The organism is Cupriavidus ulmosensis, from assembly GCF_977008105.1.
This window is the reverse complement of the sequence record NZ_CDRMWP010000002.1, coordinates 3078515-3101759: the sequence shown is the minus strand read 5'-3', so window position 1 is coordinate 3101759 and position 23245 is coordinate 3078515. Positions and strand designations below refer to the sequence as shown.

At 67.6% G+C, this 23245-nt stretch carries 21 protein-coding genes; 20 read left to right on the top strand and 1 reads right to left on the bottom strand.

All coding sequences use genetic code 11. From position 1 onward, the window contains the following. Position 1 precedes the first annotated feature (1 nt). From ACWTPI_RS33390 to ACWTPI_RS33375, 4 genes are all read left to right on the top strand, one after another. Positions 2 to 1363, top strand: a complete 1362-nt coding sequence (locus tag ACWTPI_RS33390) for an MFS transporter (RefSeq protein ID WP_454733922.1) — start codon at positions 2 to 4, stop codon at positions 1361 to 1363. After that, positions 1360 to 2436, top strand: coding sequence for a porin (locus ACWTPI_RS33385; protein ID WP_454733921.1), 1077 nt, complete (start codon positions 1360 to 1362; stop codon positions 2434 to 2436). Before ACWTPI_RS33390 ends, ACWTPI_RS33385 begins: the two co-directional genes overlap by 4 nt. A gap of 22 nt (positions 2437 to 2458) precedes the next feature. Next, entirely contained in the window at positions 2459 to 3601 is a 1143-nt protein-coding gene (locus tag ACWTPI_RS33380; RefSeq protein WP_454733920.1) for an aminotransferase class V-fold PLP-dependent enzyme, read from the top strand. Between the two features lie 92 nt (positions 3602 to 3693). Beyond that, positions 3694 to 4401, top strand: coding sequence for a GntR family transcriptional regulator (locus ACWTPI_RS33375; RefSeq protein WP_059411933.1), 708 nt, complete (start codon positions 3694 to 3696; stop codon positions 4399 to 4401). A gap of 106 nt (positions 4402 to 4507) precedes the next feature. Here the strand turns inward: ACWTPI_RS33375 and ACWTPI_RS33370 are convergent, their stop codons facing one another. After that, positions 4508 to 5224: a GntR family transcriptional regulator gene (locus tag ACWTPI_RS33370; RefSeq protein WP_231586458.1), complete on the bottom strand. Its 717-nt coding sequence runs from the start codon at positions 5222 to 5224 to the stop codon at positions 4508 to 4510. A 91-nt stretch (positions 5225 to 5315) separates the two neighbouring features. On the opposite strand from ACWTPI_RS33370, the gene ACWTPI_RS33365 reads away from it, so the two are divergent. The 16 genes from ACWTPI_RS33365 to ACWTPI_RS33290 all read left to right on the top strand — a co-directional run bounded on the left by ACWTPI_RS33365 (position 5316) and on the right by ACWTPI_RS33290 (position 23244). Further along, complete coding sequence (locus tag ACWTPI_RS33365; protein ID WP_454733919.1) at positions 5316 to 6542, top strand: pyridoxal phosphate-dependent aminotransferase; 1227 nt, start codon at positions 5316 to 5318, stop codon at positions 6540 to 6542. Continuing rightward, entirely contained in the window at positions 6542 to 7285 is a 744-nt protein-coding gene (pxpB, locus tag ACWTPI_RS33360) for a 5-oxoprolinase subunit PxpB (protein WP_059411931.1), read from the top strand. Before ACWTPI_RS33365 ends, pxpB begins: the two co-directional genes overlap by 1 nt. Before the next feature lie 35 nt (positions 7286 to 7320). Further along, positions 7321 to 8286 (top strand): 5-oxoprolinase subunit C family protein, encoded by a 966-nt coding sequence (locus ACWTPI_RS33355; RefSeq protein WP_454733918.1) that lies wholly within the window; start codon positions 7321 to 7323, stop codon positions 8284 to 8286. Positions 8287 to 8311: 25 nt separating this feature from the next. Then, positions 8312 to 9064, top strand: coding sequence for a LamB/YcsF family protein (locus ACWTPI_RS33350; protein ID WP_454733917.1), 753 nt, complete (start codon positions 8312 to 8314; stop codon positions 9062 to 9064). A gap of 38 nt (positions 9065 to 9102) precedes the next feature. After that, entirely contained in the window at positions 9103 to 10692 is a 1590-nt protein-coding gene (locus ACWTPI_RS33345; protein ID WP_454733916.1) for an ABC transporter substrate-binding protein, read from the top strand. A gap of 71 nt (positions 10693 to 10763) precedes the next feature. After that, a complete protein-coding gene (locus tag ACWTPI_RS33340; RefSeq protein WP_059411927.1) occupies positions 10764 to 11753 on the top strand; it encodes an ABC transporter permease in 990 nt (329 codons plus the stop codon). Between the two features lie 11 nt (positions 11754 to 11764). After that, positions 11765 to 12601 (top strand): ABC transporter permease, encoded by an 837-nt coding sequence (locus ACWTPI_RS33335; RefSeq protein ID WP_059411926.1) that lies wholly within the window; start codon positions 11765 to 11767, stop codon positions 12599 to 12601. A 3-nt stretch (positions 12602 to 12604) separates the two neighbouring features. Then, positions 12605 to 14293 (top strand): ABC transporter ATP-binding protein, encoded by a 1689-nt coding sequence (locus ACWTPI_RS33330; protein WP_454733915.1) that lies wholly within the window; start codon positions 12605 to 12607, stop codon positions 14291 to 14293. Continuing rightward, positions 14290 to 15597, top strand: a complete 1308-nt coding sequence (locus ACWTPI_RS33325) for a Zn-dependent hydrolase (RefSeq protein WP_454733914.1) — start codon at positions 14290 to 14292, stop codon at positions 15595 to 15597. The genes ACWTPI_RS33330 and ACWTPI_RS33325 overlap by 4 nt, the downstream gene beginning before the upstream one ends. Positions 15598 to 15632: 35 nt before the next feature. Next, a complete protein-coding gene (locus ACWTPI_RS33320; RefSeq protein WP_231586457.1) occupies positions 15633 to 16586 on the top strand; it encodes a hydroxyacid dehydrogenase in 954 nt (317 codons plus the stop codon). Then, the gene (gene hutG, locus ACWTPI_RS33315) at positions 16583 to 17380 is read left to right on the top strand and encodes an N-formylglutamate deformylase (RefSeq protein ID WP_454733913.1); all 798 of its coding nucleotides are present in this window, start codon (positions 16583 to 16585) and stop codon (positions 17378 to 17380) included. Before ACWTPI_RS33320 ends, hutG begins: the two co-directional genes overlap by 4 nt. A 53-nt stretch (positions 17381 to 17433) precedes the next feature. After that, on the top strand, positions 17434 to 18393 hold the full coding sequence (locus ACWTPI_RS33310) for a LysR substrate-binding domain-containing protein (RefSeq protein ID WP_231586456.1): 960 nt from the start codon (positions 17434 to 17436) through the stop codon (positions 18391 to 18393). 254 nt (positions 18394 to 18647) lie between these two features. Next, entirely contained in the window at positions 18648 to 19637 is a 990-nt protein-coding gene (locus ACWTPI_RS33305; protein ID WP_454733912.1) for an N-carbamoyl-D-amino-acid hydrolase, read from the top strand. An 11-nt stretch (positions 19638 to 19648) separates the two neighbouring features. Continuing rightward, the gene (locus tag ACWTPI_RS33300; RefSeq protein WP_454733911.1) at positions 19649 to 20719 is read left to right on the top strand and encodes a threonine ammonia-lyase; all 1071 of its coding nucleotides are present in this window, start codon (positions 19649 to 19651) and stop codon (positions 20717 to 20719) included. A gap of 78 nt (positions 20720 to 20797) precedes the next feature. Beyond that, positions 20798 to 21784, top strand: a complete 987-nt coding sequence (locus ACWTPI_RS33295; protein ID WP_454733910.1) for a Bug family tripartite tricarboxylate transporter substrate binding protein — start codon at positions 20798 to 20800, stop codon at positions 21782 to 21784. Between the two features lie 5 nt (positions 21785 to 21789). Beyond that, on the top strand, positions 21790 to 23244 hold the full coding sequence (locus ACWTPI_RS33290; RefSeq protein ID WP_454733909.1) for an N-acyl-D-amino-acid deacylase family protein: 1455 nt from the start codon (positions 21790 to 21792) through the stop codon (positions 23242 to 23244). Position 23245 lies beyond the last annotated feature (1 nt).

The following is a 23245-nucleotide window of genomic DNA, read 5'->3' as shown; positions in this document are numbered from 1 at the left end:
CATGACCCCTGTGCCTTCCGCCGTCGGCCTGCCGGCCGATGCCGATGCCGTGTTCGATGCACGGCTGTTCCGCAAGATCACCTGGCGCCTGATGCCGTTGCTGTTCGTCAGCTATGTCATCGCCTACGTGGACCGCATCAACATCGGCTTCGCCAAGCTGCAGATGCTCGACGATCTGGGCTTCAGCGCGACGGTCTACGGCCTGGGTTCGGGCGTGTTCTTCCTGGGCTTCATCCTGTTCGAAGTGCCGAGCAACCTGCTGCTGTACCGGGTCGGCGCGCGCCGCTGGATCGCCCGCATCATGGTCACGTGGGGCGTCATCTCGGTGGCGACGCTCTACGTGACGACGCCGGCCGCGTTCTATGCCATCCGCTTTCTTCTGGGCGCGGCGGAGGCCGGGTTCCTGCCGGGGGTGGTCTATTACCTCACGCAGTGGTACCCGCAACGTCGCCACGGCCGCGCCATCGCCTTGCTGATTACCGCCGCGGCCGTGGGCGGCATCGTCGTCGGCCCGCTGTCGGGGTGGATGATGGACACCTTCGCCGACGTCGCCCCGCTGCGCAACTGGCAATGGCTGTTCCTGTTGCAGGGCGCGCCCGCGGTGCTGATGGGGGTGGTCGTATGGTGCCTGCTGGAGGAGGCCCCGCGCACGGCCAAATGGCTGACCGATGCCGAGCGGCAGCGACTCGCCACCCTGATCGGTGCCGATCGGCAGACAAGCGCGCAACGCGCGCATCTCAGGGACGCCTTCGCTCAAGGACGGGTGTGGCTGCTCGGGCTGGTGCTTGCGTGCCTGAACCTGGGCATCTACGCGGTGGTGTTCTGGACGCCGACGATCATTCACCAGACCGGGGTCACGAGCTACCGCACGATCGGCCTGATTTCCGCGCTACCGTACCTGGCCTCGGCCATCGCCATGCCACTGATCGGACGCAGCTCGGATTTGCTTGCGGAGCGCCGCTGGCACATTGCGGGCGCGAGCCTGGCCGGTGCTGCGGGTCTGGTCCTGACCTTGAGCGCCAGCGCGCATCCGACGTGGGCGATTGCCGGCGTCACCCTGGCCACTGCCGCGTTCATCGGCGCCACACCGCTGGTATGGGCGCTGGCCTCGGTCTTCGTGCGCGAGCGCGCCGCGGCCGCGGGCCTCGCGCTGATCAATGCGCTGGCGGCCCTGGGCGGCGTGTTCGGCCCGTACCTCATGGGACTGGGGCAGGACCTCATGGGCAATACGCAAATGGCGCTGTTCGGGGTGGCCATGCTGGCCGTCGCCGGCGGATTGCTGGTGCTGGTGCTGCCGACACCCCGCCGCCTGGCCGCCGAGCACGCCGCGATGGCCGCCGCCGGCCCGGGAGAGCGGCCATGATGTGGCCGGGTCGAAGGACCTCGGCCGCGCTGTCGGCCGGGCTGGGTATCGGTCTATCGTCCGCTGCCGTCGCCCAAAGCAGCGTGACCCTGTACGGCATCGTGGACAACGGCCTGACCTGGCTCAGCAACGGTGGCGGGCACGCGAAGCTGTTCATGGACAGCGGCGTGATGCAGGGCAATCGCCTGGGCTTGCGCGGTGCGGAGGATCTGGGCGGTGGCCGCCGGGCGCTGTTCAACCTCGAATCGGGTTTTCAGCTGCGCGACGGCAGCCTCGGCCAGGGTGGCCGGATCTTCGGCCGCGTGGCCTATGTAGGGCTGGCCTTGCCACGTTGGGGCACCGCCACGCTGGGCCGGCAGTACGACTTCATGTACGAGGTGCTGGGCGCCTATTACACGCCCACCTGGTCGGCGGGCGGCTATGCCAACAATCCGCTGGACAATGACCGGCTCAGTGGCCGGCGCGTGGACCAGGCGGTGAAGGTCCAGACGCCGGACGTCGCCGGCTTCAAAGCCGGCCTGCTGTACGGCTTTGCCATCCACAAGGACGAGGCCAGCGGCAAGGGACGTACCTACAGCGTGGGCGGATCCTATAGCCGGCAGGCGTTCAGCGCGGGGCTGGCCTATACGGATAGCCGCGGCGAGACGCTCGATATCGCGCCGCTGGTCGGTGCCCCGGCACCGTTGCGGGCCGGCGGGGATCGCATGCGAACCTGGGGCGCGGGTGCCAGCTACGCGCTGAAGCACGTGACGGTCTACGGCCTCTACACCCAGGCCCGCTATGTCGGCGCGACACGCGCATCGTTCCGCAACCTGCAGACGGGCGTGTCCTATCGGGCCACATCAGCCCAGCGCTACGGCTTCGGCTACGGGCTGACCATGCTGGACGCCAAGCGCTATCACCAGTTCAACCTCACGTTCGACTACGTCCTGTCCAAGCGCACGGACCTCTACCTGCAGCTCATCACCATGCGGGCCGGCGGTCACGGCGCGACCGCCGCGATCATCAGCATGCCGGGCGCGTCCGGAAGCAACCAAGCCCTGCTGCGCGTGGGCCTGCGTCACACGTTTTGATGGATTTTCCCTGGAGCAACCCATGCCATTCATCAAGCATCCCGATCCGGCCGCCTACGAAGGCTGGCTCATGTATCACTCCGTCGGCCTGTTTCCCGGTCAGCAGGCCGCAGTGGAGGCGGCGCTAAGCAGCTTCGCCGCCAGTTGGTACGCGCCCAGCCAGCGGCGCTGGGAGGAGGGGCTGGCCGCTCGCCAGCGCGTGCTGGCACAGTGGGGCAGGCTGATCAACGCCGCACCCGAGCACGTGTTCGCTGCCGAAAACGTCACCGAGGCGTTCGCCAGGTTCGTCACGTCTCTGGGGCGCCGGCTGTCGGGCCGCAAGGTACTGATCGCTGCCGACTGCTTTCCGAGCCTGCATTTCCTGCTGTCGCACCTGGCCGGGCGCATGGGTTTCACCTTGTACACCGTGCCGTTGGATGCCGAACAAGGCTGGGTCGAGGACGAGGCCTACCTCGACGCCTGGGACGATTCCGTGGCGCTGGCGGTGATTACCTGGGTGACCTCGACCGCGTCCAAGCGCGCCAACCTCGAACGACTGGTGGACCATGCGCGCCACCGCGGCAGCCTGGTCGCCGTGGACATCACCCAGGGCGTGGGCGTGCTGGAATTCGACGCGACGGCGTTGGGCGTGGACTTCGCCGCCGCCACCACGCTGAAGTGGTTGTGCGGCGCGCCGGGGGCCGGACTGGCCTACCTGAGCCCGGCGCTGCTCGACGGCGATATCAAACCGGACATCGTGGGCTGGTTCAGCCAGCCGGATCCGTTCAACTGGGACCTGTCGCAGTTTTCCCTCGCGCGCGAGGCACGGCGCTTCGATACCGGCACGCCGTCGCTGTTGCCCTTCGTTGCCTCCGAGCCCGGTCTCGATTGGCGCCTGTCCGGCGCCGCCGGAGGGTTGCGCGATCGTAACCTGCGCCTGTGCCGCGCGCTCATGACGGTGCTGGAGAACAAGGGTTTTCGCCTGTGCTCGCCGCGCGAGGACCATCGGCGCGGCGGCAGCGTGATGGCAGAGGTACCGGCGCATCTGGAACCCGGTCCGTTGCCGGCGCAGCTCGAAGACGCCGGCCTGTTTACCGATGTGCGCGGGCGGGTGATGCGCTTCTCGCCAGGCGTGCTGACCCACGACAGCGTGATCGACCGCCTGGAACACGCATTGCCGGGCTGATCGCCCGAGGCGGCGCGGATCGCTGTCACGCCGGGGTTGGGACATGCTCGGGATACAATCGCCTTTCCGACATCACTTCATCGAGAGGTATCTTGGCTCAAGACGAGGACAAGACGCCCCGGCCCCCGCGGCATTCCCGGCTCAAGCAGACGACGCTCATCGAGACCATCTACCAGGAGGTGCACGCACGCCTCCAGCGGGGCAAGGTCGGCCTGCACGACCGCCTGCTCGATTACGAGATCGCCGAAGAGTTCGACTGCACCCGAACCACGGTACGCCAGGCGCTGCTGCGGCTGGTCAACGAGGGCTTTCTGGTCGGCACGACACGCGGCTTCGTCATCCCCTCGATCACCGAGCAGGACATCCGCGAGATATTCGAAGTACGCCGCTTGTTGGAGCCACCCGCGGCCGCGAATGCGGCGGCTGTCCTGAGCAAGGCGCACGAGCAACGTCTCAAGGCCGCCTACCGCAGCGTGCAACAGGCCTTCAAGGCAAAGGACATCGAGCAGATGTTCGCCGCCAACGTGGCGTTTCGCGAGGCCTGGCTGGATGCGGTGACCAACACCCGCTTGCGCGGCGCCATCCTGCGATTCGTCGACCACGCCCAACTGATCCGGCTGGGCACGCTCAGCCATGTGGAAACGCAGAAGGTGGTCGCGGACGGCATCAAGGCGCTGCTGGCCGGCTTCATCGCCCGCGACCCGGAGCGGGTCAGGACCACCATGCTGGCGTTCATGCTGGAGGCCGAGGAAACCTACTTCGCCTGGCTCGATCGCGCATCGCCGCGGGCGCGCACCTAGGCCAGCCACAGGTCACGGGGGCCCCGCGAATGCGGGCTCCCATCCTGGATGTCCTTGTCGTTGATTGCTCCTCAAGAGTTGCCGGCCTCGGCTCAAGCGATTTCGGCTACCACCGCGCCAATTTTTCCAGGATCGAGGCGCGAATATTGTCGATGTGCTCGGCTGTCTGACGCGCAGCTTCCTCGCCGTCGCCCCGTTCGAGGGCGTCGATCATTGCCAGGTGTTCATGGCAGACCGGCCCGAGGCGCCTTTCCAATCGCTTGAGCGAGAACATGCGGGTCTTGCGCCGTACCTCCGCAATGATGCCGGCCAACATCTCGTTGTCGCAGTAGTTGCAGATGACGCCGTGCAGATCTGCGTCCAGCACCTGATGCTCGGGGTTTCCGGGCTCATTGCGCGCCAGCAACTCTTCCACGCGCTGGCGCAGCCGTTCGAGCTCGGGTCCAGGCACCTGCCCAGCCGCGCGGGCGGCCGCGTCAGGCTCGAGCAGGCGCCGTACATGCAACGCTTCGAGGATTTCCTGCACGGTTACCTGCCGCACGAACAACCGGCTGTTCGCGCCGCGCTCGAGCAGCCGTTCGCCTTCGAGCCGATGCAGGGCTTCGCGCAACGGCGTACGCGAGAAGCCGAGCTGGGCGGCGAGGGCGCGTTCCTGGATCGGGTCGCCGGGATGCAGTCCGCCTGACACCAGCAGATCGAGCACCGCGTCATAGGCCAGGTTTCCCAAGGCGCGCTCCTTGGGCAATTCGTCAGCCAGCGGCTCGGCGCCCAGGTCGGTCTCCACGGCGGGCGCTGAATAGGCAAAGGCGGTCTTTTTCATCATGACGCGAAGTATGGCACGGGGTTTGCTTGAATGCCACTGGTATACCAATGGCATTCTAAGGGAATGCCGGTTCAGACAATACGCGATTTTCATGCCGAGCTCATCTGCCATCCCCCGTCTTTCCCAGCGCCTCTCCATGGCGCGTCCGTCCGCCACCGGCGCCATGTCCGAGGCCGCCAGGCGGCTTGCCGCTGCGGGCAAGCCGGTGATCAGCCTGTCCGAGGGCGAGTTGGATTTCGACACGCCGGCCCATATCCAGCTTGCCGCCATCCAGGCGATGACCGGGGGGGAAACGCGGTACACGAGCGTGGCCGGCACGCCCCAACTTAAAGCCGCGATTGCACGAAAACTGGCCCGCGACAATGGTTTGCACTACGACGATGCAGAAATCATCGCTGGCACCGGTGCCAAGCAGATGCTGTTCAACGGCCTGCTTGCAACCGTCGACGCCGGCGACGAAGTCATCGTCACGGCGCCTTACTGGGTGTCGTACAGCGATATGGTGCATATCGCGGGCGGCACACCGGTGCAGGTCACGGCGACACCCGCCGACGATTTCAAGCTCACGCCCACCGCGCTGCGCACGGCACTGACGCCTCGCACGCGCTGGCTCATGCTGAACTCGCCGTGCAACCCGTCGGGCGCGCTCTATTCGGCGGACGAACTGCGTGCGCTGGCCGACGAACTGCGTGCTTACCCTGATGTGCTGGTCCTGTCGGACGAGATCTATGAAGAGATCGCGTTCGAGGGCGCGTTCGTGTCGTTCGCGCAAGCGGAACCGGATATGCGCGACCGCACGCTGACCGTCAACGGCGTATCCAAGGCCTACGCGATGACGGGCTGGCGCCTGGGATACGCGGCCGGGCCCGCCTGGCTGGTGAAGGCCATGGCGCTGTTGCAGTCGCAAAGCACCAGCAACCCCAGCGCGATCAGCCAGGCGGGCGCAGCGGCTGCCCTCGACGGTCCGCAGGACTTCCTCGATGGCTGGCGCGCCCGGCTGCGCGCACGCCGCGATCTGGCGCTGTCTGTCCTGGCCGGCGCGGCACCGGTTCTGACCATGCGTCGCCCGGCCGCCGCCTTCTATCTCTATGCGGACTGCAGCGCAGCTATCGGCATGCGTACACCGGACGGGACGCGCATCGAAACCGATATCGACTTCGCGATGTACCTGCTTCACGCCGCGAACGTGGCGGTGGTGCCCGGTTCGGCTTTCGGGCTGGCGCCCTATGTGCGCCTGGCCTATGCCCTGGCCGATGATCGCCTGCGCACCGCTTGCGAGCGCATCGTCATGGCCTGCGCCGCATTGGAGCGCGCGTGATGGCCATCGCACGACCGGACGCCGGGCTGCTCGCGCTGACCGACTGGCGTATCGAGCCTGTCGGCGATCGCTGCCTTCAGATCCGCCTGGGCGATCAGGTCAGCGTATCGGTCAGCCAGACCGTGCATGCCGTGACCGAGTGGCTGCTGCGGCAGCGCTGGGATGGCGTGCGCGATGTGGTGCCGGCGTTCACCACGGTGGCTGTGCATTTCCGTCCCGAGAGGTTTGCGCGCGACAAGGGCCCGGCCTTCGCGCAGCTTTCCGCGCGGATCCGGGACGTGCTGGTCGAAGGCGTGCCCGCCGTGGTCCACGCGGGGTGCGAAGTGGAGGTGCCCGCCTGTTACGGCGGCGAGTACGGTCCCGACCTCGAAGAGGTGGCGCGCGCCTGCGACATCGATACGGCCGAAGTGATCCGTCTGCATTGCGCCACGCCGCTGGTGCTCTACACCTTCTTCTTCTCGCCGGGCAATCCGTTTGCCGGGCCGCTGCACCCGCGTCTGAACGTACCGCGCCGGGCCACGCCGCGAACGCTGGTGCCGGCGGGCTCGGTGGCCATTGCCAATGGCATCTCGTCGATCTATCAGAACGCATCGCCCGGTGGCTGGAACGTGATCGCCCGCACGCCCTGGAACCTGTTTCACGTCGATCGCAACCCGCCGACGCGCCTGCAGCTTGGCGACCGGCTGCGTTTCGTGCCGATTTCTCCGGCCGAATTCGACGCCATGCTGGAGTCGCGGCCATGAACCTCATGCGTGTGGATCGGCCCGGCATCCTTTCCGTGCTGCAGGACGGCGGCCGCTACGGCTACCAGCGGTTTGGCGTGCCGGTCAACGGCGCGATGGACGAGTGGTCGTGCCGCCTGGCCAACGTGCTGGTGGGCAACGCCGCCGACAGCGCCGCGCTCGAGATCACGCTCAATGGGCCGACGGTGCGTTTTGCGCACGACACGCTGATTGCCGTGACAGGCGCCGACATCGCGGTGACGGCGGCTGGCGTGCCGCTGCCCACGCATTGCGCGGTGATGGTGCGCCACGACGTGCCGATCGCGTTTGGCCACTGCCGCCGCGGCGCCAGGGCCTATCTGGCGGTGCGCGGCGGATTCGCACCCGACGCGGTGCTGGGCAGCCGCAGTACGAACCTGCGTGCCGCATTTGGTGGTGTCGAAGGCCGCGCGCTGCGCGCCGGGGACCGTGTCGCCGTGGCGTCCCCGTACCGCGAGATGTTGCCGCTGGCGCGGATGATGGTGCAAAGCGTCATGGCATCCGTGGCGGCGGCAAGGCCCGCCGGCGCCAATGGCCCGGAGACGGGCAATGCCATTCGCTTCCTGCCCGGCCCCCAATGGGAACGTTTCGAGCCGACGGCGCGCAAGGCCTTCGAGACGGAGACGTTCACTGTGTCGAGCCAGTCGGACCGCATGGGCTATCGCCTCGAAGGCCCCGCGTTGGCGTTGTCGTCCCCGCTGGAAATGGTGTCGGAGGCCGTCAGCTTCGGCACGGTACAGGTACCGCCCGGCGGCGCGCCCATCGTGCTGATGGCCGACCGGCAGAGCGTGGGCGGTTATCCGAAGATCGCCTATGTCATCAGCGCCGACCTGCCGTCGCTGGCCCAGGCCATGCCGGGCACTGCACTGAGATTCCAGGCCGTGACGGCCGAAACCGCGCAACGCGAACTGCTGGCGATGGAAGACCGCCTGGACACCATTGCCGCCGAAGCAGCGCGGCTGCTCGGCCTTCCGCCCCAATAACACCGTGAAACACGAGGAAATTTCGATGCCAACTCTCGATATCAACTGCGACATGGGCGAAAGCTTCGGCGCCTGGCGCATGGGTGACGACGCAGCGATCCTGCGCCACGTCACGTCCGCGAATATTGCATGCGGCTTCCACGCCGGGGACCCCGACGTGATGCTGGCCACGGTGCGCGCGGCCGCCAACGCCGGCGTAGCCGTCGGCGCCCATCCCGGCCTGCCCGACCTGCAGGGGTTTGGCCGCCGCGCCATGGCAATGACGGCCGCGGAGGTCTACGCGCTCACCGTGTACCAGGTTGGCGCCATGCTTGGCGTGACGCGTGCGGTCGGCGTGCCGCTTCATCACGTCAAGACGCACGGCGCGCTCTACAACATGACCGCGCGCGACGCGGTGCTTGCCACTGCCGTGGCCGACGCCGTGCGCGCGGTGGCGCCCGATGTGCTCATCTACGTCGCCAACGCCAACATGGCGGCCGCGGCCCATGCCGCCGGACTGCGCGTCGCCAACGAGGTGTATGCCGACCGCTCGTATCAGGACGACGCCACGCTCACGCCGCGCTCGATGCCGCACGCCATGATCGAAGACGTGGAGGCGTCGATCGCGCAGGTGCGTCGCATGGTGCTCGACGGCAGCGTGCAGGCGCTGTCGGGCAGGTCGGTGCCGATCGTGGCCGACACGCTATGCATCCACGGCGACCAGCCCGGCGCCGTCCTGTTCGCCGAACGCATCCGCAATGCCCTGTCCGCAGACGGCGTTGCCGTCCAACCGCTCTGACTCCCGTCCCTTGTTCTCCTCGATAACCAGGTAAATCCATGCCCATCAAGCTGCCCCTGCCCACCGCCCGCCTGCTCAAGATCGCGGCGTGCTCGCTTGCCCTGACTGTCGGTGTCGCCGCCGGCGCCCACGCACAGACCCGTGGCGGCACGCTGCGTACCATCGCCCAGCCCGAGCCGCCCACGCTGATGCTGGGTCTGAACCAGCAGACGCCGACACAATACGTGGCCGGCAAGATCTATGAGAGCCTGCTGACCTGGTCGCCCGACATGAAGCCCCAGCCGAGCCTGGCCAGGTCGTGGACGATCTCGCCTGACGGCAAGGTCTACACGTTCGAGTTGCAGCCAAACGTTAAATGGCATGACGGCAAGCCGTTTTCGTCCGACGACGTGGTGTTCTCGATCGACAAGTTCCTGCGTACCGTGCATCCGCGTGCGCGCGTGGTCATCGACCAGTTCGTGCAGTCGGTCAAGGCGCAGGGGCCCAACAAGGTGGTCATCACGCTCAAGGAGCCGTTTGCCCCGTTCCTGAAGTCGTTCGTCAGCGACAACATGCCGATGGTGCCAAAGCATATCTATGACGGCACCGACTACGCGAAGAACCCCGCCAACCAGACCCCGGTCGGCACCGGACCCTTCATGTTCAAGGAGTGGAAGAAGGGTGCCTATATCGTGCTCACCCGGAACCCGAACTACTGGCAGAAGGGCAAGCCCTACCTGGACGAGATCGTCTTCAACGTGATTCCGGACGCCGCGTCGCGTGCCGTGGCGTTCGAGCGCGGCGACGTGCAGGTGGTCAGCGCCGGCGACGTCGACAACGTGGAGATCAAGCGCCTGCGCGCGCTGCCCAACGTCGAGTACACGACCAAGGGCTGGGAGATGTTCTCCAAGCTGGCCTATATCCAGATGAACCAGCGCAGGGCACCGTTCAACAACGTGAAGGTGCGCCAGGCCATCATGGAGGCCATCAACCGCAAGTTCGTGGTGAACAACATCTTCTTCGGGCTGGGCAAGGTCGCCACCGGGCCGATTTCGTCGACCACTCCGTTCTATGACGGCAACGTGCCGGCCTATGGCTACGACATCAAGAAGGCCCGCGCGCTGATCAAGGATTCGGGCGTGGATCCGTCGGCGACCACCATCCGCATCCTGTCCTACCCGTACGGCGCCACCTGGGACCGCCTTGGCGAGTACACGCGCCAGTGCCTGGAGCAGCTCGGCTTCAAGGTGGAGATCGAGTCCGCCGATGCGGGCACCTGGGCCAAGCGCGTCTCGGACTTCGACTTCGACCTGACCTTCAGTTTCACGTCGCAGTACGGCGACCCCGCGCTGGGTGTCTCGCGGCTCTACCTGGCACGCAACCAGGTGAAGGGTTCGGCGTTCGTGAACAACCAGGGCTATGTGAATCCGGGTGTGGACGCGCTGTGGGACAAGGCCGCGGCCGCGACGTCCGACGCCGAGCGCCAGCAACTCTATTCGAACATCCAGAAGACGCTGGTCCAGGAAGTGGCCAACGGCTACCTGTTCGAGATGGAGCTGCCGACGCTCTATAGCGGCAAGGTGCACAACCTGGTGCAGACGGCCATCGGTCTGAACGACACGTTCGCCGACGTCTACATCAGCAAGTAATCCTGCTGCGGGCCGAAGCGCCGCGCGTGGCGGCGCTTCGGAAATTCCGGTCTCAAGAAGGATCCGATCACGTGGAAAAGGCACTCTCCATCCTGATCGCCAGGCTAGGCAAGGCGTTGTTCGTCGTGCTTGGCGTGGTCATCATCAATTTCATGCTCGTGCGCATGGCACCCGGCGATCCCGCCACGGTGCTGGCCGGCGAATCGGGATCGTCCGATCCGGCCTACGTCGAAGAACTGCGCAAGGAGTTCGGCCTCGACCAGCCGCTGCCGGTGCAGCTTGGCCGCTATCTCTGGGGCGTGGCGCATCTCGATCTCGGGTACTCGTATCGGGAACGCCTGCCGGTGCTCGACCTGATCCTCGACCGGTTGCCGGCCACGCTGCTGCTGATGTCGTGTGCCTTCGTGTTTGCGCTGGTATTCGGCGTGCTGTTCGGCGTGATCGCGTCGCGTGCCCGCTATGCCGGCCGGCGCACCTGGCTCGACAGCGTGCTGATGACCGGATCGCTCCTGATCTATGCAACGCCGCAGTTCTGGCTGGCGTTGCTGGCCATCCTGTTCTTCTCGCTGCATCTGGGCTGGCTGCCGCCCTACGGCATGGAACAGGTGGGCGGCAATCTGTCGGGTTGGGTGCGGGTTGGCGACATTGCCCACCATCTGGTGCTGCCCACCGTGTCGCTCGGCTGCTTCTTCATGGCCGTCTACGCCAGGCTCACGCGCGCATCGATGCTCGAGGTGCTGGGCATGGATTTCATCAAGACCGCGCGCGCCAAGGGTGTACCGCTTGGCGAGACCATCCGCCGCCACGCATTGCGCAATGCATTGCTGCCGGTGGTGACGTTCGCCGGCATCCAGCTCGGCCAGATGGCTGGCGGCGCCGTGTTGACGGAAACCGTCTTCGGCTGGCCCGGCATCGGCCGTCTGATGTTCGACGCCCTGATGCAGCGCGACTACCAGTTGCTGCTCGGTGTGTTCCTGGTCACATCGACGATGGTGGTGGTATTCAATCTGCTGACCGATCTGGTGTACCGCCTGATCGACCCGCGCATCGGCCGGGCCTGAGGAGCTGCGAGATGTCCTTCCTGAAACGCTTCGGCGCCAACCGTGGCGCCGCCGTGGGCCTGCTGCTGCTGCTGGTAGTGATCCTGACGGCGGCACTGGCTTCCACGTTCTATGAAGATCCGCCCTGGATGATGGTGGCGGAACCGCTACTGGCGCCGTTCCATGACAGCGCTTATCCGCTGGGCACCGATATGCTCGGGCGGGATATTGCCGCCGGCATCGCCCATGGCGCGCGCGTCTCGCTGATGATAGGCGTGATCTCGACGCTGGTGGCCGTGCTGATCGGCATCGTGGTCGGCGCGCTGGCCGGCTACTACGGTGGCCGCATCGACGACGCGCTGATGCGCGGCACCGAGTTCTTCCAGACCATTCCGCAGCTTGCGATGGCGCTGGTCCTGGTGGCCATCTTCAAGCCGTCGCTGTATTCGATCGTTGGAGCCATCGCGATCGTGTCGTGGCCCCCGGTGGCGCGGCTGGTCCGCTCCGAGTTCATGACGCTGAAGGAGCGCGAGTTCGTGCAGGCGGCCGTGGTGATCGGACAGTCGCCGGCGCGCATCATCTTCACGCAGATTCTGCCCAACGCGGCGTCGCCGGTGATCGTCACGGCCTCGCTGATGACCGCGACCGCCATCCTGACGGAGTCGGCCCTGTCGTTCCTGGGCCTGGGCGACCGCAACCTGATGAGCTGGGGCTTCATGATCGGCGCGGCGCGCACGATGCTGCGCGAGGCGCCGTGGATGAGCCTGTGGCCGGGCGTGGCCATCATGCTGACGGTGCTTGCCATCAACCTGATTGGCGAGGGGCTCAACGACGCCCTGAACCCGCAACTGCGCAAACGAGGGAGCTGACCGATGAGGGAATCCCGCAACCAGGCGCCAGTTGCGCCGCTGCTGTCGATCCGAAACCTGAGTATCGCCCTGCCGAAGGGCGGGGACCGGCCCCATGCCGTGCGCGACATCGACTTCGATATCGGTGCCGGCGAACTGGTGTGCGTCGTGGGCGAGTCGGGCTCGGGCAAGTCGATGAGCGCGAACGCCATCATGGGCCTGCTGCCAACCTACCTGAAGCCGGAATCGGGCCAGATCCTGTTCCAGAGCCGCGACCTCCTGACGCTGGACGAAGCCACGTTGCGCGGCATGCGCGGCAAGGACATGGCGATGATCTTCCAGGAGCCGTTATCGGCTCTCAATCCGCTGCATCGCGTTGGCGACCAGGTTGCCGAAGTGATGCGCGTACATGGCGCGCTCGAACCGGAGTCGCGCCGCGTGCGGGTGCTGGAACTGCTGGCGTTCGTCGGGTTGCCCGATCCGCCGTCGCTCTACCACGCCTATCCGTTTGCGCTGTCCGGCGGCCAGCGCCAGCGCGTGATGATCGCCATGGCCCTGGCGCTGGAGCCGGCCCTCCTGATTGCCGACGAGCCCACCACGGCACTGGACGTGACCACGCAGGCGCAGATCCTGGCGCTGATTGCCCGCATCCAGAAGGAGAAGGGCATGGGGGTGATGTTCGTCACGCATGATTTTGGCGTGGTGGCCGAGATCGCCGACCGCGTGATCGTGATGGAGAAGGGCTGCATCGTCGAGCAGGGTCCGGCCGAGGCGGTGCTCAATCGCCCCGCACATCCCTATACGCGCCGCCTGATCGGCAGCGTGCCGTCCCATCGGGCGCGCGCCGGCGTATCCGCCGCTGCGCCCGGGGGCTACCCGGTGCTGCGCGTCGAAGGGTTGCGCAAGACGTATACGACGCCGGGCGGCCTGTTCCAGCGCAAGCGTGTGGTGGAGGCCGTCAAGGGCGTGAGTTTCGAGATACGGGCCGGCGAAACGCTGGGCATCGTCGGCGAGTCGGGTTCCGGCAAGTCGACGATCGGCAAGTGCCTGCTGAAGCTGACCGGCAACGATGGCGGCGTGATGTCATTCGAAGGGCGGGACATCGCACCGATCAGCGAGCGGGCCTTCCGCCCGCTGCGCCGGCATATCCAGATGATCTTTCAGGACCCCTTCGCATCGCTCAATCCACGCCATACGGTGGGCCGGATTCTTTGCGACGGCCCGATGGCGAACGGCGTGCCCCGGGCACAGGCCGAAGCGCGCGCACGGGAATTGCTGAAGCTCGTGGAACTCGAGGCCAGCGCATTCGACCGGTATCCCAGCCAGTTCTCGGGAGGGCAGCGCCAGCGGGTCGGCATCGCCCGCGCGCTGGCCATGGAGCCGCGTCTGATCGTGGCCGATGAATCGGTGTCGGCGCTCGACGTGTCGGTGCAGGCACAGGTGCTCAGGCTGCTGGCCGACGTGCAGAAGCGCCTTGGCATCGCGCTGATCTTCATCACGCATGACCTGCGCGTGGCCGCGCAGATCTGCGACAAGGTACTGGTCATGCACCGCGGCAGCGTGCTGGAGCAGGGCAGTCCCGCCGAGATATTCGAAGCACCGCGCGATGCCTATACGCGCCGCCTGATCGACTCCATGCCCGGCAAGGCGTGGGATCCGCAGGCCGCGCAGTTGTCCGGCGTGCCCGCAGCCGAAGTCGTGGAGGCCCCGTGAACCCGGCGATCGAACCCGACCACGCGCTGGCGGCTTCGCTGTTCGCGCAACTGGCGGCACAGAGCCACGACGGCGTAGGCATCACGCGCGACAGCTACGGCGACGGCGAGAGCGCGGCGCATGCACTGGCCGCCGCGACGGCCGAGCGGTGCGGACTGGAAGTCCGCCGCGACGCGGCCAGCAATCTGTATCTGACCCTGCCGGGCCGCGACCGTGGTGCGCCGGTCGTGATGACGGGGTCGCACCTTGACTCCGTGCCGCGCGGCGGCAACTTCGACGGCGCCGCTGGCGTGGTGGCCGGCCTGGCCATCCTGGCAGGATGGCGCCGCGCGGGCATCGTGCCGGAACGCGACATGACCGTCATGGCCATTCGCGCGGAGGAGAGTGCCTGGTTTCCCCTGTCCTATGCGGGCAGCAAGGCCGCATTCGGACTGCTCGACGCGCCGGCACTGGCGCTGCGCCGTGCCGACACGGGCCGCACGCTGGCCGATCACATGCGTGCAGCCGGGGGCGACCCCGGCGCCGTGGCCGCTGGAGTTCCCGCGCTGAAGGCCGCCGATATCGACTGCTTTGTGGAACTCCACATCGAGCAGGGCCCGGTGCTCGATGAAGCGGGCGACGTACTCGGCGTGGTGACCGGCATCTGTGGCAGCCAACGCTACCGGCACGCCGCAATCCGCGGCCAGTACGCGCATTCCGGTGCCACGCCGCGCAGCCACCGGCGCGATGCCGTGGTGGCGGCAGCGGCGCTGGTCACGGCATTGCAGCGCGCGTGGGTATCGCTGGAGGCCGCCGGCCACGAGCTGACCGTGACGGTCGGGCAATGCACGACCGAGGCGGCGCAGGCCAATTTCAGCAAGGTGTCCGGACGTGTCGACTTCAGCATCGACATGCGTTCGCGCAGCCGCGCCACGCTCGCAGCGATGGACGCGGCCGTCCAGTCCATACGGGCCGACATCATGCAGGCCTGCCGGGTCGAGATCGACCTTGGCCCGCTCACGGCGAGCGCGGCGGGGGTCATGGACCCGGCATTGCAGGGCATGCTGACGGCCGCCGCCGCCGAGGCTGGCGTGGCGGCGCGGCCCATGCCCAGTGGTGCCGGCCACGATGCGGCGCTGTTCGCCGCCCAGGGGGTGCCCGCCGCAATGCTGTTCGTGCGCAACGCGCACGGCAGCCATAACCCGGACGAGTCGATGCGGCTCGACGATCTTGCGCTGGCGACGCGCGTACTGGCCGGCGTGCTCGGCGCGCGAGCCGGTGTTTTCCATTCCACTGCGATATTGAATTCATGCCAGTCTGTCTGATTACCCAGCCGATTCATCCTGTCGGCGCCGAACGCATGCGCGCCGCCGGTATCGAGGTGCGCCACAGCACCGCCACCGACGAAGCCGGGCGCATTGCCGAAATCCACGACGTCGACGCGGCGATCGTCCGCGAGGGGCTGTCGGCCGCCGCCATCGACGCCGCGCCGCGCCTGGCTGTCATCAGCAACCACGGTACGGGCACCGACAAGATCGCGGTGGCGCATGCCCACGCCTGCGGCATCCCGGTGGTGTCGACGCCTGGCGCCAACGTCCGCGCGGTAGCCGAACACGCGATGATGCTGATGCTGGCCGTGGCACGTGGCGCGGTACTGGCCGATGCGGCGACGCGCCGGTCGGACTGGCAGCACCGCTATACCGTGCCGATGCTTTCGCTGTCCGGCAAGACGCTGGGCATCGTCGGCTTTGGCCGCACGGGCCAGATCGTCGCGCAGATGGCGCGAGCCGGCTTCGGCATGCACGTGGTGGTGTGGTCGCCACGCGTCGACGAGGCCGAGGTGGCGGCGCAGGGCGTCCAGCGCGTCGAGACCCTGCATGCGCTGCTCGAGGTCTCGGACGTCGTGTCGCTGCACCGGCCGCTGCGGCCCGATACGCGCCACACCATCGATGCCGCCGCGCTGGCGGCGATGAAGCCCGGCGCGATCCTGCTCAATACTTCGCGTGGCGGCCTGATCGACGAACCGGCGCTGGTCGACGCCCTGCGCGCCGGCAGGCTTTTCGGCGCGGGGCTCGATGTCTTCGCGCGCGAGCCGTTGCCGGTGGCGTCGCCGCTGGCGGCATTGCCCAATGTCGTGCTGAGCCCGCATCAGGCGGGCTCGACGCAGGAGGCCCTGGCCGACACGGCCAGCCAGTGTGCCGCGCAGGTCATCGACGCGCTTGCCGGCCGGCAGCCCGAAAACATGCTCGATCCGTCGGTCTGGCCGCGCCGCCGGCACGGCACGGTGGCCCGCGCGATGGCGGTGCAGGCATGAGCGCCCCCGTCTGGAAGGTCACCGAAGGCCATCTGCCGCTGGTCATCTCGATTCCTCACGGCGGCGAACTGCTGCCCGACTGGCTCGTGCCGCGGCTGACGCCGGCGGCCCGCGAGCGCGCCGATACCGACTGGCATATGCGCCGGCTGTACGCCTTCGCGGCGGAGCAGGGCGCGTCGGTGGTCGAGGCCAGCTATTCGCGCTATGTCATCGATGTGAACCGGCCCGGCGATGGCAGCAGCCTCTATCCCGGGCAGGCCACGACCACGCTTTGCCCGGTGGAGACGTTCCGCGGCGAGCCGCTGTACCTCCAGGGCGATGGTCCGTCGGCCGGGGAGATCGACGTGCGCAAGCGCGAATACTGGCAGCCTTACCATGATGCGCTCGCGGCCGAGATCACCCGGCTGCGCGGGCGGCACGCCAATGTGCTGGTCTGGGAGGCGCATTCGATTGCCGGCGTGCTGCCGCGGCTGTTCGATGGCAAGCTGCCCGAGCTGAACATCGGCACCCACGGCGGTGCCAGTTGCGCGCCGGCGATGCGGGACGCCGTGATCGCGGCGGCGGCTGGCAGCCCGTTCACGTGGGTGGCGGACGGCCGGTTCAAGGGGGGGCATATCACGCGCCACTACGGCCAGCCCGCTCGGGGCGTGCATACCATCCAGCTTGAAATGGTGCAGGCCGTCTACATGGATGAGCAGGCGCCATTCCCGTACCTGCCGGACGCGGCGGAGCGCGTGCAACCCGTGTTGCGGGACATGCTGGACGGAGCATTGGCCGCCATGGCCGCCCTGTAGCGGCGGATTGGCCGTGGCGTGGATCTTGCGTCTGGCAGATGGTTCCGAGCCGTATGCTTGCTTTCACGTTCGCCCGCATGCCTTCTTCCACGCCGCCGAGCAGGCAACCTGTCACGCCGTTGAACCTGCGCCAGATCGAAGTGTTCCACGCCATCATGGTGGCCGGCTCGCTCAGCGAGGCTGGCCGCATGCTGTGCGTGTCGCAGCCGGCCATCAGCCGGGTGCTGGCCACCATAGAAGCGCGCATGCGCTTCGCATTGTTCGATCGCGAGCGCGGCCGCCTGCACCCCACGCCCGAGGCGCACCGGCTGTTTGCCGAGGTGCGTCCGATCCTCGATGGCGTGAGCCGCTTCAACGCCGTGGCGGCCAGCCTCGCCGAGCATGGCGACGGCAGGCTGTCGATCGTGTCGAGCCCCAGCTATAGCGAATGGCTGATGCCGCGCGCCATTCAGCGGTTCCGGCATCGGCATCCCTCGGTGCGCGTGCACTACCGGCCGTTGCCGTTCGACGCGCTGCTCCCGTTTGTGGCGCAAGGGCATGCCGATCTCTGCATTGCATCGATGGCGCCACCCGAAGGCTCGGCGCTGCGCGCGCGCGAGATCGGCGAAGGCAACATCATGTGCGCGCTGCCGCGCGGACATGCGCTGGCCGATCGCGGCGAGTTGACGGTTGACGATCTCCGCGGCTTCACCTTCATCGGCTATGGCGGCGATACACCGTTTGGCAGGCTGTCCGCGCGGTTCCTGACATCGGAGCGCGGCACGCTGGCACCCGATATCGAAATCCGCTCGACACCCGAAGCCATGGCGCTGGTGCGCGAAGGTGTCGGCGTGGCCCTGATGGAGTCGTTCGGGTACACCCCCGACGGCGCCGGCGACATCGTGCTCAAACCGATTCGTCCCGCGCTGGCCCACAAGATCTACCTGATCCATGCGCGGCGGCAAGCCATGTCGACGCTTGCCAGGGGCTTTGTCGCCACGCTGACCCATCTTCTGCAACGGCAGCCGGCTTGAGTGTGGCGGCATGGCGACGCGCGGCGCCGGGCACGGCATCAATCTTTGTCTGGCAACCATAACGCGAGGTTATGGCCGCGCGCCGCCGGGACGCCCGACGCGCGGCACTTTGCCTTGCCAATCAAGGGCATGGCGTGCCGAAGGCGCGCCGGCGCGGGGCGGCGCGGCGCGCGGGCAGCGCGCTTCCGGCATGGCCGCGGTCTTCCTACACTGACGCTGTCTTCAACGCCCGATGCCCCAGGCACCTCCGATTCATGACCAGACTCATCACCGTAGCGGCTGCCCAACTCGGCCCGATCCAGAAACATGAAGGCCGCGATGTCGCGGTTGACCGCATGGTGCGGCTGCTCGAGCGCGCGCACCGGCGTGGGGCGCAGGTGGTCGTGTTTCCCGAACTGGCTCTGACCACGTTCTTTCCGCGCTGGTATCACGAGGATCTGGACGAGGCCGATGGCTGGTACGAGACCGAACTGCCGTCGGCGGCCACGCAGCCATTGTTCGACGCGATCCGGCGCTACGGGCTGACCGTCTACCTGGGATACGCCGAAATCGCGTTCGAGCCCGACGCGACCGGCGTGGTGCGCAAGCGCCGGTTCAATACGTCGGTCGTGATCGCGCCTTCCGGCGAAATCGTGCTCAAGTACCGCAAGGTCCATCTGCCGGGTCATGCCGAGTACGCGGCGCACCGCAAGGTGCAACACCTGGAAAAGCGCTACTTCGAGATCGGCAACCTTGGGTTTCCGGTCAAGCGTGCGCCGATCGGCGACGTCGACGTGAACATGGGCATGATGATCTGCAACGACCGCCGCTGGCCGGAATCCTGGCGGGTGCTGGGCCTGCAGCAGGTGGAACTGGTCATGCTGGGCTATAACACGCCCAGCATGAACCAGGAGAATCGCGGCTTCGAGGCGCACCATCTGCGGGTGTTCCATTCGCAACTCTCGATCCAGGCTGGCTGCTACCAGAATGCAACGTTCGCGGTGGCCGTGGCCAAGGCCGGCGCCGAGGACGGTCACGAGATGTTCGGCCACTCGATCATCGTCAATCCGCAGGGCGAGATCATGGCGCAGGCCACCACGTGGGACGACGAACTGATCGTGGCCGACTGCAACCTCGGCCTCTGCGAACTGGGCCGCTCCACGGTCTTCAATTTCGGCCTGCACCGCCGCGTGGAAGCCTATGGCCGCATCACGGCGCAGACCGGCAGCGAGACGCCGCCGGCCTGGACGCCGGCGTCGGTCTGAAGGAGCGGCCCATGCAAACGGTCGTCACCCAGGCCAGGCCGGCGCTGCCGGCGTCGATTCGCCACGAGATGCTTGGCGAAATGCGCCTGCCCGTCTTTGCCGACGTGGAACGCGCGGCGCGCGCGCTCGCGCCGCATATCGTCCGGACACCGCTGCTGCGCAACGCCACGCTCGATGCGCTCGCCGGCGCGCCGGTCTGGATCAAGCCCGAGTGCCTGCAGGTGACGGGCTCGTTCAAGGCGCGCGGCGCGCTCAATGCGCTGCTGGCGATGGATCAGGCCACGCGGGCGCGCGGCGTCATTGCCTATTCGACCGGCAATCACGGCCAGGCCATCGCCTGGGGCGCGAAACGGCTCGGCGTGGCCGCCACGATCGTGATGCCCGCCGATGCGCCGCGCAACAAGGTCGAACGCGCGCTGGCGCAGGGCGCGCGCGTCGTGCACTACGACCGGCGCCGCGAAAGCCGCGAGACGATCGGCATGCGGCTGCTGGACGAAACGGGCGGTACGCTCGTACCGCCTGGCGATCATCCCGATGTGCTGGCGGCGCAGGGCACGCTTGCGCTGGAGGCGCTGCAGGACCTGCCGCGCGCCGCGCGGGAAAACCTCGGCACGTTCGCCGCGCCGTGTGGCGGCGGCGGCATGCTCGCCGGCTGCGGTCTGGCAATCGAAGCGATGAGTCCGGGCACAAGGCTCGTGGCGGCCGAACCCGCCGCATTCGACGATACCGTGCGTTCGCTGCGAAGCGGCCGGCGCGAGATCAATGCGGCGGGCGCGACGTCGTTGTGCGACGCCCTGCAGGCCGTCACGCCCGCGGAGCTGCCCTTTGCGATCAATGGCCGCTATCTCGACGCGGCGGTGGCGGTCAGCGATGACGAAGTGATTGCCGCGATCCGCTTCGCGCTGGAAGAGTTGCGGTTGCTGGTGGAGCCTGGCGGCGCCGTCGCGCTGGCGGCACTGCTGGCGGGCCGGATCGAGCTGGCCGGCCGCGATGCCGTGCTCGTGCTGTCGGGCGGCAACATCGACCTGCCGCTGCTGCAAACGATGCTGCAGCCCACTGCGGCCGCCCCGCACGGGACTTGAGACGACCGTGTCCATGCCGGCGCGCATCCCGTTGCGCCGGATTACCGCCACCCCCGCCGATTCAGGAATCCTTTCGCCATGTCTCTCAAGTTCACCCCGTTGCGCGCGATCGCGCGCATGGCATTCGCGGCTGCGTCCCTGCTGCTTTCCGCCCAGGCCTTTGCGGCATATCTCGACCGGCCCATCACGCTGATCGTGCCGTTCAATGCCGGCACCACGCCCGATATCGTGTCGCGCCTGCTGGCCGATGCGGTGGGCCGCGACATCGGGCAGCAGATCGTCGTCATGAACCGCGTGGGCGCGTCCGGCATCATCGGCACGCAGGCGATCATCAACGCACCGGCCGATGGCTACACGATCGGGTTCGCCAACGTGGCCACGCTGGCGATCAACCAGTCGCTCTACAGGAAGCTGCCGTACGACGCCGACAAGCAGCTGGCGCCGGTGGCACTGACCGGCTTCGTGCAGAACGTACTGGCCGTGCGCAAGGACCTTGGCGTCAGGAGCGTGGCCGAACTGGTGGCCAAGGCCAAGGGCGCGCCCGGCAAGCTGGCCGTGGCCTCGGGTGGAAACGGCACCACGGGACACCTGAGCGCCGAAATGTTCAAGTCGATGGCCGGTGTCTCGATTACGCACGTTCCGTACAAGGGTGGCCCGGAGGCCGATCTGGCCGTGCTGCGCGGCGAAGTCGACCTGGTGTTCGAGAACATCACGTCGATCTCCCCGTACCTCAAGAACGGCAGCGTCGTGCCGCTGGCCGTGACGGGCAGGCAGCGCGACAGCCGTCTGCCGCAACTGCCGACGATGGCCGAAAGCGGGCTCAAGGACTATCAGGCTGTGGCATGGACCGGCTACGTGGCGCCGGCGGCCGTCGATCCACAGATCCTGGACCTGCTGAACCGCGCGTTCAACAAGGCCGCCAGCGCCGATGCCATCAAGGCGCGCCTGGCGGACATGGCCTACGAGGTCACGACCGGGCCGCGCAATGCGCTGTTCGACCTGGCCCGCAAGGAACGTCCGGTCTGGGCAGGGGTGATCCGCGCCTCGGGCGCGACGCTGGATTGACGTTCATGGCCGATTTCGACGTAGTGCTGCGCGGCGGGACGGTGATCGACGGCACGGGGGCGCCACGCTTTGATGCCGACGTGGCTGTCGACGGCAGGCGGATCGCGGCGATCGGCGACTTGTCCGGGGCGCGCGGGCGACGCGAGTTCGACGTGCGGGGCCGCATCGTGGCGCCTGGCTTCATTGATGCGCATACCCACGACGACCGATACCTGATGCAGAACCCGCTGATGCCCGCCAAGCTGAGCCAGGGGGTAACGACGGTTGTCACCGGCAATTGCGGCATCAGCCTGGCACCGTGGCGCGCGGCGCCGGGGCAGGCCGTGCCGCCGCCGCTGGACCTGCTCGGCGACGATCCTTCGGCTTTTCGCTATGCCGTGTTCGGCGACTACCTCGATGCGCTGGCGCGCGCGGCGCCCGCCGTCAATGCGGCCTGCCTGGTGGGCCATACCACCCTGCGGGTGGCGGTGATGGACCGGCTGGACCGTGCCGCGAGCGGCACGGAGATTGCGGCCATGCGGGGCCTGCTGCGCGATGCAATGGCCAGCGGTGCCTGCGGGATGTCGACCGGCGCCGCGTATCCCGCGGCCATGTCGGCCCCGACCGGGGAAATGGCGCAGGTCGCCGTAGCGCTACAAGGTTTTGGCGGCGTGCATGCCAGCCACATCCGGGATGAGGGCGACGGCGTATGCGAGGCCATCGACGAAGCCGTGGCCATCGGCGCGGCCGGGGATGCCGGCACCGTGGTGTCGCATCACAAGCTGATCGGCCCGAGGAATCATGGGCGTTCCGTGGAAACGCTCGGCCATCTTGCACAGGCGATGCGCCACCGCTGCGTGGGCCTGGACTGCTATCCGTACCAGGCCGGTTCGACGATCCTGCGCAAGGACCGTCTGGCGGTGTCGAGCCGCGTCATCGTGACCCGGTCGCAGCCGCATCCGGAATACGCGGGGCAGGACCTCGACGTGATCGCGGCCCGGATGGGGGTGTCACCGGAAGCGGCCGTCGACGCATTGCAGCCCGCGGGCGCCATCTACTTCCTGATGGATGAGGCCGATGTCCGCCGCATCCTGGCATTCCCGCAGACGATGATCGGCTCCGACGGATTGCCTCACGATCCCGTGCCGCATCCCCGCCTGTGGGGAACATTCCCGCGCGTGCTGGGCCACTACAGTCGCGATGTGGGGCTGTTTCCGCTGGAGACGGCGGTCCACAAGATGAGCGGCCTGACGGCGCGGCACTTCGGCCTGCGTGGCCGCGGCGTCCTGGCCGAGGGCAATTTCGCCGATATCACGGTCTTCGATGCCGCGCGCATCATCGATACGGCCACCTTCGAACAGCCGGTGGCGCAGGCCGCCGGCATTGCCTGTGTGTTCGTCAATGGCGACATGGCATGGCGCGACGGCGCGGCGACCGGCGCGCGTGCCGGCACCGTCATCCGGCACGGCCATCGCGCATAGT